The sequence below is a fragment of the Algoriphagus antarcticus genome, from assembly GCF_002150685.1.
Classification (GTDB): Bacteria; Bacteroidota; Bacteroidia; order Cytophagales; family Cyclobacteriaceae; genus Algoriphagus; species Algoriphagus antarcticus.
This window is the reverse complement of the sequence record NZ_MSSW01000050.1, coordinates 31318-45355: the sequence shown is the minus strand read 5'-3', so window position 1 is coordinate 45355 and position 14038 is coordinate 31318. Positions and strand designations below refer to the sequence as shown.

Genomic DNA, 14038 nt, shown 5'->3' with positions numbered 1-14038 from the left:
GTCAATTCCCTGGTTTTTCAATAGGGTGACATCCCTTTTAAAACGACTCAATTCATCGATTCAAAAATAATTCTTAAAATCATTTTGAGCAAAATTATTTTATTTGTAAAATGCAATCGATTGCACAATCAATTTATAATTTAACCCTAAAATAATTAAACATGCAGAAACTTTTAACATCCCAAAAGCATGGATTCCTATGGGTATTCATGTTCATGTTGTTATTGAGCTCTGGGTCTCTCCTGGCTCAAAACAAGCTAATCACTGGTAAAGTCACATCTGATTCAGGAGAAACTATGCCAGGCGTTAGTATCCTCGTAAAAGGAAGCACATTAGGCACCACCACTGATATTGATGGAAATTATTCCATATCAGCCGGTGAAGGCGATGTTTTGGTGTTTTCCTTTATAGGGATGCAAACCAAAGAAATCGCTATCAATTCATCAAATATGTATGACGTTACTCTTGAAACTGACATTTCCCAGTTAGATGAGGTGCTGGTAGTGGGATATGGCACCACAAAAAAGAGTGACTTGACTGGCTCTGTATCTTCCGTCAAAGCCGCGGAACTTACTGCCTTCCCTGTAGCCAATGCTACCCAAGCGCTCCAAGGACGTGCGGCAGGTGTAAGCGTGCAGTCAAATAACGGTGATCCAGGAGGATCTTTGAAAGTTCGAATTCGAGGTGGAAACTCCATCAATGCGAGCAGTGATCCTCTTTATGTAGTGGATGGATTTATCGGTGGTACTTTACCCGCTCCAGAAGATATTCAATCCATAGAAGTACTCAAAGACGCATCCGCTACTGCGATATATGGATCCAGAGGTGCAAATGGTGTGATAATGGTTACTACCAAAAGAGGGAAAATTGGCAAAGCAAAAGTTGATTTCAATACCTCCTACAGTAGCCAAGAAGTAATCAATCGGATCGATATGTTAAATGCAAATCAGTTTTTGGACTACACACGGGAGGTAATTCCCAACTATGTTGACAATGGAGCTGACACTGATTGGCAGGATCAAATATTCAGAGCAGGCGGCATCCAAAATTATCAAGTATCCGTATCCGGTGGATCCGACGTGGTTAACTATTATGTGTCAGGATCATTTTTTGATCAAAAAGGTATTATCCTCAACTCAGGATTTGAGCGGTATGCAATTACAAGTAATTTGAATTTCAAGGCTTCTGACAAAATATCTGTTGGTGTAAACCTTCTAGCCAGAAGAACCGGTCGCGATGGAGTAGTCACCCAAGAGGGATCTGGTGGTGCCGGTGGTGCCGGCGTGGTAGGCTCGGCACTTCGATTTATGCCTGATCTTCCCGTAAGAAATGAAGATGGAACCTTCACGCTGGCTTCAATCGGAGATCCTATTGACAATCCTTTCGCAGTAGCCACCGAACGTCAACAGGAGACAATCGGCGATCTTTTTCAAAGTAATTTTTACTTGAATTATGACATCGTTAAAAATCTTTCCTTCAAAACCACACTAGGATTCCGAACTGATAATAATCGAACTGGAACCTTCGTTCCCACGACTCTTTATGCGGGAGCCAATGTGGGTGGAGATGCCACAATCGGAGCATCCAAAAATACAGATCTGATCAGTGAAAACTACTTTACCTATAATTTAGATCTGAATACTAAACACAAATTCAACTTTGTGGCAGGTTATTCATTTCAGAAATCGAATGATACAGACTGGTCATCAGGAGCTCAGTCATTTATTACCAATTCAGTTTCTTTTTGGAACCTTCAAGGTGGTGCTGTACAGAAAATTCCAAGTTCTGGTTTTTCTGAAACACAAATTCAGTCGGTTTTTGGCAGAATCAATTATTCTTTCAACGACAAATATTTATTTACTGTCAATGCGAGATATGATGGCTCTTCAAACTTTAGCAAGAATAATAAATATGCTTTCTTCCCTTCCGGTGCATTTGCTTGGAATATGAAGGATGAAGGTTTTATGAAAGATGTCAACTTCGTTTCCGATTTTAAATGGAGAGTAAGTTATGGTCTGACTGGAAATCAAGCTATCGGACCTTATCAGACTCTCGCTAGGTTTTCGAACTCATATACTATAATCGACGGGGTAGCTGTAAATGCTGTACGTCCAACTACCGTAGCTAATGATGATTTGACTTGGGAGACTACCAGGCAATTTGACTTTGGAGCGGATATGTCTTTCTTAAACAACCGACTGAATCTAACTGCAGACTATTATAGAAGTGTTACTTCGGACCTACTATTCTCAGTTCCACTACCGACATACACAGGGTATTCAAGTCAACTTCAAAACCTAGGAAAAGTTGAAAACAAAGGAATAGAATTCACCTTAAACACGGTAAACACCACTGGAGCATTGAAGTGGAATACAAGTTTCAATATCTCAATCAATCGAAATAAGGTTCTCGAACTACCTGATGGAAATGATATCCTTTACGGATCAGGACCAGGACACTTGATCGGTTTGGGACAAACTCAAATACTGCGAGTGGGCGAGCCTGTTGGTAGTTTTTTTGGATGGGTTTATGACGGAGTTTACCAACAAGGTGACGATTTCCTTCCAGGAGGCGGATTTGAGCAAGTAGCTGGAGGTGAAAAGTTCAGGGATATTGATGGAGAAAAAGACGCCAATGGCGCACTTACCGGCAATCCAAATGGGGCTTTGAATGCTGATGATCGTACCGTGATTGGAAATGGACAGGCGAAATTCATTTGGGGTCTCAATAATGACTTCAGCTTCAAAGGCTTCGATCTGAATATCTTCTTCCAAGGTTCTCAGGGCAATCAGATTTTGAGCTACAGTTTACTTGAGATCGAAACACTATCAGGATCTAACAATTCCACTACCCGTGCGCTAGATCGCTGGACTCCTACAAACACCGATACAGATGTACCAAAGCGAACCCTTCAGCGATCGCAGAGAGTATCTTCTCATTGGGTCTTTGATGGCAGCTATGTCAGATTGAAAAACATTTCTTTGGGCTACAGTTTGCCTTCCAGTATTTTGGAAAAACTGTCTATCTCCAAAGCCAGATTCTACGTGAGCGCACAAAATATCCTGACATTCACAGAGTATAAAGGGTTTGATCCGGAAGTGAATTATAATTCCGGTGGTGGTGCAGCGTCCAATAGAAATCTTGGCCTTGATTACGCCAGCTATCCAAATGCGAAATCCTACACAATAGGACTAAATGTTAGTTTTTAATCGCTAAACCAAAAAAATTCATGAAAAATCTACATAAAATAATTATTTCTCTGGGTCTAGTTATAGGACTTGGTGCCTGTGCAGACTTGGAGGAAAAACCTATCGGCGTCTTTGCCCCAGAGACCTTTTTCCAAACTCCTAAAGATGTCGAAACCGCCGTTTTAGGTGCTTATGGGGTGATCGCTTCTGAAAACTTGTTTGGTCGACAATTTATTTGCGCTTTGCAATTCAGAGGCGATATGATCACTATCGGAAACAGAGCTACTTCAGCGGAACGAATTCAAATGAATGACTTCAATATGGACTCCGACAATGGGATGATCAGGAGATTTTGGCCACAATGGTTTCAAGCGATCAATGCCGCAAACTCTGCCGAAGCTGGTGGAATCAGCCTTGATCTTCCTGACAATGAAATAAATTATCTGATTGCGGAGGCTAGATTTGTTCGGGCATTCTCATATTTTCACTTGGTCAGAGTATTTGGAGATCTTCCTTATATAAACTTTCCAGTTACTGATCCGACGAGTTTGAAGACGATTTCCAAAACTAGTGAAGCAGAAATCTATCAAGGGATCATTGCCGATCTAGAATTTGCAAAGCAGTGGCTTCCAAACAAACAGAAGAATGATGTTCGTACTCGACCATCTGCAGGTACTGCGGCTTCCTATCTTGCTTCAGTTTATTTGACATTGGGGGATTATCAGAAAGCTTATACTGAGGCAAAATTTGTAATCGATAATAAAGATCTATTCGGATATGCTTTGGAAGCCAATTTTGAAAATAATTTCAATGCTAACATTGCAGATAATTTGAAAGAGACCATTTTCGCTTTTGACTTTTTAGGACAAATAAGTGGTTCGAATGGTCAAAATGATGACTCTTTGGTTCCCATGCTCGCAGTATTAAATCTCACTGGTGGCTACGGCGTATCCGTACCTACTCAAGCTGTCTATGATACTTGGGATGCAAGGGATTACCGAAAGAAAGTAAGCTTCGTCGACACCCTAGTAGTCAATGGAGTGAAAAGACCATATAAAGACTTCTCCACACCAAGACCGCATGTGGGTAAGTGGGTAAAACTCCCTGGCAATGCCAATGCAATAGGAAGATATTCGGATCACAATATCGCCGACTTCAGATATGCAGAAGTACTAATGATAGCAGCTGAAGCATCTGCTGAGATCAATGGCCCAAATGCCGAGGCTGCAGGATATCTCAATCAAATCCGAGCTCGGGCGAGAAACTGGGCAGGTACGCAAGTCGATTTCCCTGCTGATGTAATGCCTAGCATGAGTAAGCCTGAATTTATAGATTTGATTATCGAAGACCGTCGGTTAGAATTTGCCTTCGAATGGAAAAGATGGTATGACATTAAGAGAAGAAATTTGGGTGAAAAAGTCTTCTTGGGTCCCAATAGCCTTGAGCCACAGCCAACATTTGATCCTTCTCGCGACTATCTGATGCCAATTCCAGATTCTGAGCTTAGAATCAATCCAAATTTGGCTCCGAATAACCCGGGTTATTAATTCTTATTTTGTAAAAATGGGTCGGCGAAACGCTTTCGCCGATCCTATTTTCAATAACTTCCTAGTCAATGAAATATTTATTATTCCTCTGTTCATGTATATGTCTTTTGGCCAGCAGCTGCAAATCCACAGCAGATCTGAGTGTACCCAAAACCATGAAAACCGCTGAAGCTCAATTAACTTACAGTTTAAAAAACCACACGGATAAATCAACCTTTCCCCGGTCAGTCAAACCAGATGGAAGCTTGAATGTAGTACCCTCCAGAGACTGGACAAGCGGATTTTATCCGGGTAGTATGTGGTACATGTATGATTATACCAAGGATCAAAAATGGGCAGATTCCGCCGCAGCCTGGAGTGCAGGACTCGAAAGTGTGAAGTTCAATACCCATACCCATGATCTTGGTTTTGTGCTTTATTGTTCATTTGGTAATGGGTTAAGATTGACAGAAAATCCTAAATATGCCCAAATTCTACTGCAGGGATCTCAGACGTTAATTAAGCGGTTTGACCCAACAATCGGGAGTATTCGCTCTTGGGATTTTGCCCCATGGGAATATCCTGTGATCATAGATAATATGATGAATCTTGAGATGTTATTCTGGGCTACCAAATACAGTGGAGATTCTACCTTCTATGAAGTGGCGGTGAAGCATGCAGATACTTCGATCAAAAATCACTTCCGCCCGGATTTTAGTAGCTATCATGTAGTGGATTATGATACGATCACGGGAAATGTGAAAGCTAAGAAAACACACCAAGGTTACTCTGACGATTCTGCGTGGGCAAGAGGTCAGGCGTGGGCCTTGTACGGTTTCACGATGGTTTATCGCGAGACTGGAGACAAAAAATATCTTGAACAAGCGGTAAAGATTGCGGACTTCTATCTAAATCATCCCAATCTGCCAGAAGACATGATTCCTTATTGGGACTTCAATGCACCTAATATTCCGAATGAGCCTCGCGATGCTTCTGCAGCCGCAATTGCTGCATCGGGATTACTTGAGCTCAGCAGATACTCTGAAAACGGGGCTAATTACTTTGCCGCAGCAGAAAAAATGCTAACCAGTCTTAGTAGTCCTGCTTATATGGCCAAGCCTGGAACCAATCAAGGATTTATCTTAATGCATAGCACTGGTCATAAACCACATGATTCGGAAATTGACACGCCGATCAGCTATGCAGATTATTACTTCCTCGAAGCATTGAAGCGATACAGAATGCTAAATCCTGATCAATAAAAACAAGTAATGCATTGGTGCACAACCACAAATAACACATGATCTTTCAACTGATTTTAGTTGCCTTTCAGTTCTTGCAGCCCGATCCAACTTTCAGGGTAGAAAACAAACTAGACATTTCTAGGCAAGAAGTGGTTAGTATCTCATTTGCCCAACTTGAAAAAATGCTGGGTGCGGAATTTGATCCGTCTCACTTGCAAGTTCAAGAGTCAAAATCACAGAGACCAGTTCTAATTCAGTGGGTGGATATAGATCAGGATGATCACTATGAGGAACTTCTTTTCCTGGCTGATATAAAAGAGCTGGAAACCAAAAGCTATAAGATAAGCCTCAGCGATGAAGCGGATAAAGCAGTCCAGTCAGGTATTAAAACTTTTGCCAGATTTGTCCCTGAGCGGATTGATGACATTGCTTGGGAAAATGACAAAGTGGCTTTCAGGACTTACGGTCCTGAAGCACAACGCCTAACTGATGAAAAATTAACAGGCGGTACACTCACAAGCGGAATCGATGCTTGGCTGAAGCGGGTGGATTATCCCATCATTGACAAATGGTATCAGAAATATGTAGATGGCGGAAGTTATCACAAAGATAGCGGCGAAGGGTATGATCCTTATCACGTCGGAAATAGTCGCGGAATCGGTGGGGTCGGTATTTGGATTGATGATTCATTATATGTTTCAAAAAACATCATCAGTCATAAAATCCTGGCAAATGGCCCTTTGAGATCAATTTTCGAGGTGAGTTATGCACCTTGGATGGCTGGAATAGCGACAATACAAGAAGCTAAGCGGATTTCGATCGATCTGGGATCCCAGCTTTATCACATGGAAGTAAGCTTAAAATGTGATAGTCCAGTCCCAAATCTGACTACAGGAATTACCTTACATGATGGCACGGGGGACGTTAATTCTGACCCAAAGGCAGGTTGGATTAGCTATTGGGAGACAATAGATGACACTAAGCTTGGAACAGGCATTGTAGCCGATCCTGCGGATATCCTTCAAGAACTTGCAGTTAGAACAGCCGTCACAGACCAAAGTCATATTTATTTAATCCTGAAGCCAACTAAAAAAATCAGTTACTACGCTGGTTTTGCTTGGGAAAAAGCCGGAGAATTCTCTTCTCTTTCTGAATGGAATCAGTATCTCAAGGATTTTTCCAAAAAACTCGCAACACCACTTATTCTAAAATTCGAATAACATAAAATCAAATTCCGATTCATCGGAGAAAAAACTAATACCCTTCATTCCATGAAAAATCAATCCTATAAAATACAACATGCTGTCAGTCCACGTGAGTTTAAGCAGATGGACACCGATGAATTGCGTGAGTCTTTTTTGATGGAAAATCTATTTGTTGAAGACCAAATCAACATGAATTACACCCACTACGACCGTATGATTGTAGGAGGAGTTTTGCCCGTCGGCAAAGACTTAAACCTAGAGACCATCGATCCTCTCAAATCAGAATATTTTTTGGAGCGCAGAGAATTGGGGATTATAAACATAGGCGCAACTGGCGAAATTATTGCCGATGGAGTGACCTATACTTTAGAAAATAAAGAAGCACTTTATCTGGGGAAAGGCACAAAGTCAGTAACTTTTAAATCTGGAGGTGAAACTAATCAGCCTATATTTTATTTTAATTCTGCTCCAGCTCACACTACCTATCCATCCAAAAAAATCAGTGAGGCTGATGCAGAAAAAGTAATAATAGGCTCTCTAACTACATCAAATCATCGCAAAATCAGAAAGTTGATCGTGAATAGTGTAGTGCAGACTTGCCAACTTCAAATGGGTCTCACGGAGCTTAAAGAAGGCAGTGTCTGGAATACATTCCCAGCTCATACGCATGACCGCAGAATGGAGGCATATCTTTATTTTGACCTTCCTGAGGATCAGATGGTTTGCCATTTCATAGGAGAACCGCAGCAAACAAGACATATTTGGATGAAAAACAATCAGGCAGTTTTGTCGCCACCTTGGTCTATCCACAGTGGAGCCGGAACCAGCAATTACACTTTTGTCTGGGGAATGGCTGGGGAAAATCTCGATTATGGCGACATGGATATTGTAAAACCTTCAGATTTAAAATAACATGAAACCTAACTTTGAATTAAAAGGCAAGATTGCCCTTGTCACTGGAGCAACTCATGGTCTGGGTATGGCTATGGCAAAAGCGCTTGCGCACCAAGGCGCTACATTAGTCATCAATGGGCATACTCCAACCAAAATGGAGGCAGCAATTAAAGAATATGCAAATGAGGATATACTAGCTCACCCCTATTTATTCGATGTAAGTGATGTAAAAGCTGTAGATGTAGCTATCTCAAAAATCGAAAAAGAAATAGGAGAAATAGCTATTTTGATAAATAACGCGGGAATGATCCAAAGAGTCCCTGCGTTAGAAATGGATCCCGAAGACTTTCGAAAAGTATTGGATATAGATCTCGTTTCACCATTTATTGTCTCTCAGCGAGTAGCCAAAACCATGGTGAAAAATGGGCAAGGCAAGATCATCAACATTTGCTCTATGATGAGCGAACTTGGTCGTAACACCGTAAGTGCTTATGCAGCTGCCAAAGGCGGATTGAAGATGCTGACGAGAAATCTCGCCACCGAATGGGCCAAATATAACATCCAAGTGAACGGAATCGGCCCAGGCTATTTTGCCACTGAACAAACTGCACCGATCCGTGTGGACGGACATCCTTTCAATGACTTTATAATAAATAGAACTCCTGCTGGTCGATGGGGAAATCCTGACGATCTTGGAGGTGCTGTAGTCTTTTTAGCCAGCCAAGCAAGTGATTTCGTCAATGGACAAATCATCTATGTGGACGGGGGAATCCTCGCAACAATAGGTAAACCAGCTGGTGAATAGTTACCATAGCACTTTCAAAATTATTTTTCTTCAACATTAAATTAGGCAATGAGAAACGGGAAAGCCACCATTCACGATATCGCTGAAAAGCTCCAAGTAACTGCTTCTACTGTATCGAGAGCATTGAATAATAACCCTAGGATCTCTGATGCTACGAAGAAAAAAGTATTAAAAGTTGCCAAAGAGCTCAACTATCAGCCTAACAATATAGCCTCGGCACTGAGAAGTGGCAGAAGCAAACTAATCGGCGTGGTCGTACCTACAGCAAATCGAAATTTCTTCTCTTCAGTAATCAGAGGCATCGAAGAAATAGCCAATTCTCTGAATTATAAAGTCGTGATTTCACAGTCATATGATGATTATGAAAAGGAGGTACAAACTGTTGAGGCCTTGCTAAATGCCCAAGTTGATGGGGTAATAGCATCTGTGGGGAAAACCACTGAAAATGTGGATCATTTTAAGAAAATACTTAAAAAAGGAATCCCTTTGGTGCTTTTCGATAGGGTGACAAACGAGCTCGATGTGAGTCAAGTAGTGATTGACGATCATTATGGAGCATTCCAGGCTACTGAGCATTTGATCAATGAAGGATGCAAGCGAATTGTGCATTTCTCTAATTCTCAGAATATCAATATTTACAAGGAGCGTAAAAGAGGCTATGAGGATGCCTTATTGAAGCATGGAATCCCTGTGGATCCTGAATTGATTCGCTTTAGCAAGCTTCAACTGGAAGATGGAAGAGCATCGATGCAAGAAGTTATTGATGCTAAAATCCCCTTTGATGCTGTATTTTCCTCTTCAGACTATTCTATCATGGGTGCAATGCAAGTCTTGAAGGAAAATGGGTACAAACTCCCTGAAGATGTGAAATTAGTTGGCTTTGGAGATGAGCCATTTACCTCTTTCACAGAGCCCACACTTACCACTGTGAATCAAAAAAGTATTCCAATGGGAAAAATCACGGCTGAAACCTTCTTTGAAATCCTTAACCAAAAAGATCAAACTAATAACATTCCCAAAAAAACAATTCTAAAACCTGAGTTGATCATACGTAATTCATCGATCAACCATCAGAAAAACTAACGCTCTTTAGACCCCTTACTTTTAATGCAACTTCTTTCCAAATCCACACTTGCTCCCTCAGAACGTCCTGTAAAAATCCTTCAATTTGGAAATGGAAATTTCCTACGCGGATTTACCGATTGGATGATTGAGAAGTCAAATCAAGCAAACATCTTTGACGGCGATATTCACATCGTACAGGTACACAGCAAGTCTGCAAACAATCCAATGAAAGATCAGGATTGCCTATTTCATGTGATAGAGAAAGGATTAAAAAAAGGGGAATTGGTACAGGAATCTACACTTGTGACTTGTGTAGCTGGTATTACTAATGTATTTGAGGAATATGAAGAATATCTGAAACTGGGCGAAAATCCAGATTTACGATTTGTAGTTTCCAATACTACAGAAGCTGGAATCGTCTTTGACCAGACAGATTCTTCCTTAGATAGCATTTCAAAGACATTTCCAGGTAAGCTAACTGCCTTGCTCTATCATCGCTTCACAACTTTCCATGGGGATGCTTCAAAAGGACTGATATTCCTTCCCTGCGAATTGATCGAAGGGAATGGTGAAGCATTGAAAGAATGTATTCAAAAATATATTTCATTTTGGAAGTTGCCAACCGAGTTTTCTGATTGGATTGATTGGAAAAACACATTCTGCAATACACTTGTGGATAGAATTGTACCTGGTTTTCCTAAAGGATCTATCGAAGAAATTCAGGAGAAAATCGGATATAAAGATGACATGGCCGTGATGGTGGAGCCTTATCATTTTTGGGCTATCGAAGATACTGGCACCGTAAAAGAGGAATTCCCGTTGGATAAAGCCGGGTTGAATGTGAAATTCGTGGACAACCTCGCTCCTTTCCGAACTCAGAAAGTGAGAATCCTAAATGGTGGACACACGGCTATGGTGCCTTATGGGTACCTAAAAGGCTTAAGAACTGTAAGAGAAGCTGTGGAAAACCCAGAAATCGGATCTTTTCTGAAAGAGGCAATTTACAATGAGATCATCCCTACGCTCGATATGCCAAAGGAAGAACTGGAGCAGTTTGCCAATGATGTCTTGGAGCGATTTGCCAATCCATTTATCGTGCACGAACTCAAGTCGATTGCGCTGAATAGCATCTCCAAATTCAAAGTTCGGGTGCTTCCTTCCATCCTTGCTTATTATGAGCTGAAAAAGGAATGGCCTGAAAAATTAATCCTTTCATTTGCCGCACTTTTGGTCTTTTATAAAGGAAATTATAACGGGGTAGAAACTCCAGTCAATGACAATCCAACGCTAATGGATGAGTTCAATTCGGCTTGGGCGCTTGGTTCTACTCAAGAGACTGTGGTCAAACTTCTCAGCGAAAGGACGTATTGGGGAGAAGATTTGAGAGGTTATGAAGGATTGGTGGAAGGTGTCAGTAGAGCTGTGGACAATTTGCTTATTTCCTGATCCAAACTCGCGGATCTTGGCGCATCAGCCGAACCAAGTTTCCGTACAATTCAGGGTTATACTGAAAAAATTCATGCGGCTTTTCGAAGAAAGTCTCCAATGCCACAGCAAAAAACTCATCGTCATTTAAACCTCCACTTGACCGAAACACGGTCAGGTTTCCGGCTTTAATTTTATCTATCTCCACATTCGCCAATTGCTGAAAGGAGTTATAAACGTCAGGGTTGAAGAACTCACTTTCCTCATTGTAGTAAATCTGATTTTCTAGTTTCAAGGCATGTGCTACTTCGTGGATTCCAAGATTTACCCCATCATTTTCATTGTTCATTCCATCCAAAAAACAGCTCCAAGAGATTACTATGATCCCGTGCCTTGGATTGACTTCTCCTCGATGGTATTGCTTTGAAATGGTGCTGTAATAAGTGTCTGGATAGATTAATATCTTACTGAAATGAGGCAAGCGCAGATCATTCCACCCAAAGGTCACCATCACGATAGTTGCTCCAATGAGTATTTTCATCTCTGGAGTGACAATTCTAATACCTTCCCTACCGATAAACGATTTGGAACTCAAGACCATTTCCAATTTTTCCACAAACTCATCTTTATGTTTTTGACTGAGTCTCTGATAGTATGGAAAAGTGTTTTGCAATAGTGTCTTTTCCGAACTGGTAATTTTTCGCCTTTTCAAATAGCTAACTCCATCTGAGAGCCATTCGAAAATGGCAAGTAAAAGTGAATGAAGTAAGAACATAGGCGAATAAAAACAGCAGCTAATAGTCAGTAAATACTATCAAAATAAGAATTAATGGCTAAGTTATCTAGCGTAATTCAAAGATGTGATTTCACGAATTAATGTGATTTCTCACCGTGGTCTGTATCCCACAGACCTAAACTGTAATTGGTCTGTGAGACACAGACCACGGTGACCAGATAAAATGAAAAATGACAGCTGCTTTTCAGTAACTGCCATTTGATTTATAAGTCAAAACATAGACCAATCGCCTAGTTGATGTTCGCTACTTCGGTCTTCCGTCTTCTGTCTTCCTTCGCCCTTTTATCTAGCGTAATTTACAGATCGCATTTCACGAATTACAGTGATTTTGATCTGCCCGGGATACTGCATTTCCTTCTCTATTTTCTGAGAAATATCAAAAGAAAGCTTACCTGCGGTAGCATCATCTACATTATCAGCATCCACCAACACGCGGAGTTCACGGCCTGCCTGCATAGCAAAGCATTTGTTCACTCCATCAAAAGCTAAAGCTAGCTCCTCAAGGTCTTTCAAACGTTTGATGTAACTATCCATCACTTCACGTCTTGCACCTGGTCTCGCGCCTGATATCGCATCCGAAGCCTGCACAATCGGTGAGATCATAGTAGTCATCTCAATTTCATCGTGGTGAGCTCCGATAGCATTGCAAATCTCTGGATGCTCTTTGTATCGCTTCGCAAGCTCCATACCTAAGATTGCGTGTGGAAGTTCTTGCTCTTCATGCCATACTTTTCCGATATCGTGAAGTAAACCTGCACGCTTAGCCATCTTCGCATTCAGTCCCATTTCGGCAGCCATAGTAGCACAAAGCTTGGCTACTTCTCTAGAGTGCTGAAGCAGATTCTGACCATAAGACGATCTATATCTCATACGTCCCACCATTCTGATCAACTCAGGATGAAGTCCATGTATACCAAGATCTATACACGTTCTCTCTCCGATTTCTACGATTTCTTCCTCGATGTTCTTTTCTGTTTTGGCTACGACCTCTTCGATTCTAGCTGGGTGGATACGTCCATCCTGCACCAATCTATGAAGTGAAAGTCTTGCGATCTCTCTTCTCACCGGATCAAAACCGGAAATGATGATTGCCTCAGGCGTGTCATCTACGACGATCTCCACACCGGTTGCTGCTTCCAGCGCACGGATATTCCTTCCTTCTCTACCGATGATTTTGCCTTTAATATCGTCACTCTCGATATTGAATACTGACACGCAATTTTCTACCGCATGCTCTGTAGCTGTACGCTGAATAGTATCCAACACGATCTTTTTTGCCTGCTTGGTTGCAGTCAGTTTCGCTTCGTCGAGAATGTCTTTGATCTGAGAAGATGCTCGGGAATTAGCTTCTTCAGTAAGCATGGTTACCAATTGATCACGTGCTTCTTCACGAGTAAGGTTAGCAACTTTTTCCAGGTCAGCTATTCGCTGATTAGTCACTCGATCTAGCTCCTCTTTTTTTACTTTTACTGAGTGAAGTTGCGCATTTAGATTCTCCGACTTACTGTCCACTTCTGCCTCTTTTCTCTTCACTTGCTCCAATTCTTTGGAAACCTGCTGCTCTTTTTGCTTTACCTTATTTTCATTGGTGAGAATAATATTCTTCTTATTACTCATCTCCTCATCAAACTCAGACTTTAGCTTGAGGTACTTTTCCTTTGCTTCTAGAATCCTATCCTTCTTTATAGATTCCGCGTTGATCTCGGCTTCCCGGAGCATAGATTTTACCCGCTCACGAGTTTCTTCCTCCAGTTTAGCATTTTTATTTTTTATTAATGCGCCAGCAATAGCGGCTCCTGCACCAGTCCCAATTAGGGCTGCGAGGACGATATATAATATGTCTCCCATAGGTATTTTGGATATAAATTAAACCTCGGGAATCTGAAAAAT

The 14038-nt window shown here is 41.3% G+C and carries 10 protein-coding genes; 8 read left to right on the top strand and 2 right to left on the bottom strand.

Annotated features, from left to right (window positions below; translation table 11 throughout):
- Window positions 1–161: 161 nt before the first annotated feature.
- From BVH04_RS16710 to BVH04_RS16675, 8 genes are all read left to right on the top strand, one after another.
- Entirely contained in the window at window positions 162–3209 is a 3048-nt protein-coding gene (locus BVH04_RS16710) for a SusC/RagA family TonB-linked outer membrane protein (RefSeq protein ID WP_086542611.1), read from the top strand.
- 20 nt (window positions 3210–3229) lie between these two features.
- Entirely contained in the window at window positions 3230–4735 is a 1506-nt protein-coding gene (locus BVH04_RS16705; RefSeq protein WP_086542610.1) for a RagB/SusD family nutrient uptake outer membrane protein, read from the top strand.
- Between the two features lie 155 nt (window positions 4736–4890).
- Window positions 4891–5976: a glycoside hydrolase family 88 protein gene (locus BVH04_RS16700; RefSeq protein WP_240510967.1), complete on the top strand. Its 1086-nt coding sequence runs from the start codon at window positions 4891–4893 to the stop codon at window positions 5974–5976.
- 38 nt (window positions 5977–6014) lie between these two features.
- Window positions 6015–7178, top strand: a complete 1164-nt coding sequence (locus BVH04_RS16695; protein ID WP_086542608.1) for a DUF4861 domain-containing protein — start codon at window positions 6015–6017, stop codon at window positions 7176–7178.
- Window positions 7179–7229: 51 nt separating this feature from the next.
- The gene (gene kduI, locus BVH04_RS16690) at window positions 7230–8075 is read left to right on the top strand and encodes a 5-dehydro-4-deoxy-D-glucuronate isomerase (protein WP_086542607.1); all 846 of its coding nucleotides are present in this window, start codon (window positions 7230–7232) and stop codon (window positions 8073–8075) included.
- A 1-nt stretch (window position 8076) separates the two neighbouring features.
- A complete protein-coding gene (locus BVH04_RS16685; RefSeq protein WP_086542606.1) occupies window positions 8077–8862 on the top strand; it encodes a gluconate 5-dehydrogenase in 786 nt (261 codons plus the stop codon).
- Between the two features lie 48 nt (window positions 8863–8910).
- Window positions 8911–9945: a LacI family DNA-binding transcriptional regulator gene (locus BVH04_RS16680; protein WP_086542605.1), complete on the top strand. Its 1035-nt coding sequence runs from the start codon at window positions 8911–8913 to the stop codon at window positions 9943–9945.
- A 24-nt stretch (window positions 9946–9969) separates the two neighbouring features.
- Window positions 9970–11373 carry a tagaturonate reductase gene (locus BVH04_RS16675; RefSeq protein ID WP_086542604.1) on the top strand — a complete coding sequence of 468 codons (1404 nt, stop codon included), beginning with the start codon at window positions 9970–9972 and terminating at the stop codon, window positions 11371–11373.
- Here the strand turns inward: BVH04_RS16675 and BVH04_RS16670 are convergent.
- Both BVH04_RS16670 and rny read right to left on the bottom strand, forming a co-directional pair.
- Entirely contained in the window at window positions 11363–12127 is a 765-nt protein-coding gene (locus BVH04_RS16670; RefSeq protein ID WP_086542603.1) for a zinc-dependent peptidase, read from the bottom strand. The genes BVH04_RS16675 and BVH04_RS16670 overlap by 11 nt on opposite strands.
- Window positions 12128–12430: 303 nt before the next feature.
- Entirely contained in the window at window positions 12431–13996 is a 1566-nt protein-coding gene (gene rny, locus BVH04_RS16665; protein WP_086542602.1) for a ribonuclease Y, read from the bottom strand.
- Between the last annotated feature and the right edge of the window lie 42 nt (window positions 13997–14038).

What these genes read in the sequence shown, in the direction of transcription:
- BVH04_RS16680 (WP_086542605.1), top strand. Translation starts at nt 8,911, where the DNA reads ATGAGAAACGGGAAAGCCACCATTCACGATATCGCTGAAAAGCTCCAA.
- BVH04_RS16670 (WP_086542603.1), bottom strand. Translation starts at nt 12,127, where the DNA reads ATGTTCTTACTTCATTCACTTTTACTTGCCATTTTCGAATGGCTCTCA.
- BVH04_RS16700 (WP_240510967.1), top strand. Translation starts at nt 4,891, where the DNA reads ATGAAAACCGCTGAAGCTCAATTAACTTACAGTTTAAAAAACCACACG.
- BVH04_RS16695 (WP_086542608.1), top strand. Translation starts at nt 6,015, where the DNA reads ATGATCTTTCAACTGATTTTAGTTGCCTTTCAGTTCTTGCAGCCCGAT.
- rny (WP_086542602.1), bottom strand. Translation starts at nt 13,996, where the DNA reads ATGGGAGACATATTATATATCGTCCTCGCAGCCCTAATTGGGACTGGT.
- BVH04_RS16710 (WP_086542611.1), top strand. Translation starts at nt 162, where the DNA reads ATGCAGAAACTTTTAACATCCCAAAAGCATGGATTCCTATGGGTATTC.
- BVH04_RS16705 (WP_086542610.1), top strand. Translation starts at nt 3,230, where the DNA reads ATGAAAAATCTACATAAAATAATTATTTCTCTGGGTCTAGTTATAGGA.
- BVH04_RS16675 (WP_086542604.1), top strand. Translation starts at nt 9,970, where the DNA reads ATGCAACTTCTTTCCAAATCCACACTTGCTCCCTCAGAACGTCCTGTA.
- BVH04_RS16685 (WP_086542606.1), top strand. Translation starts at nt 8,077, where the DNA reads ATGAAACCTAACTTTGAATTAAAAGGCAAGATTGCCCTTGTCACTGGA.
- kduI (WP_086542607.1), top strand. Translation starts at nt 7,230, where the DNA reads ATGAAAAATCAATCCTATAAAATACAACATGCTGTCAGTCCACGTGAG.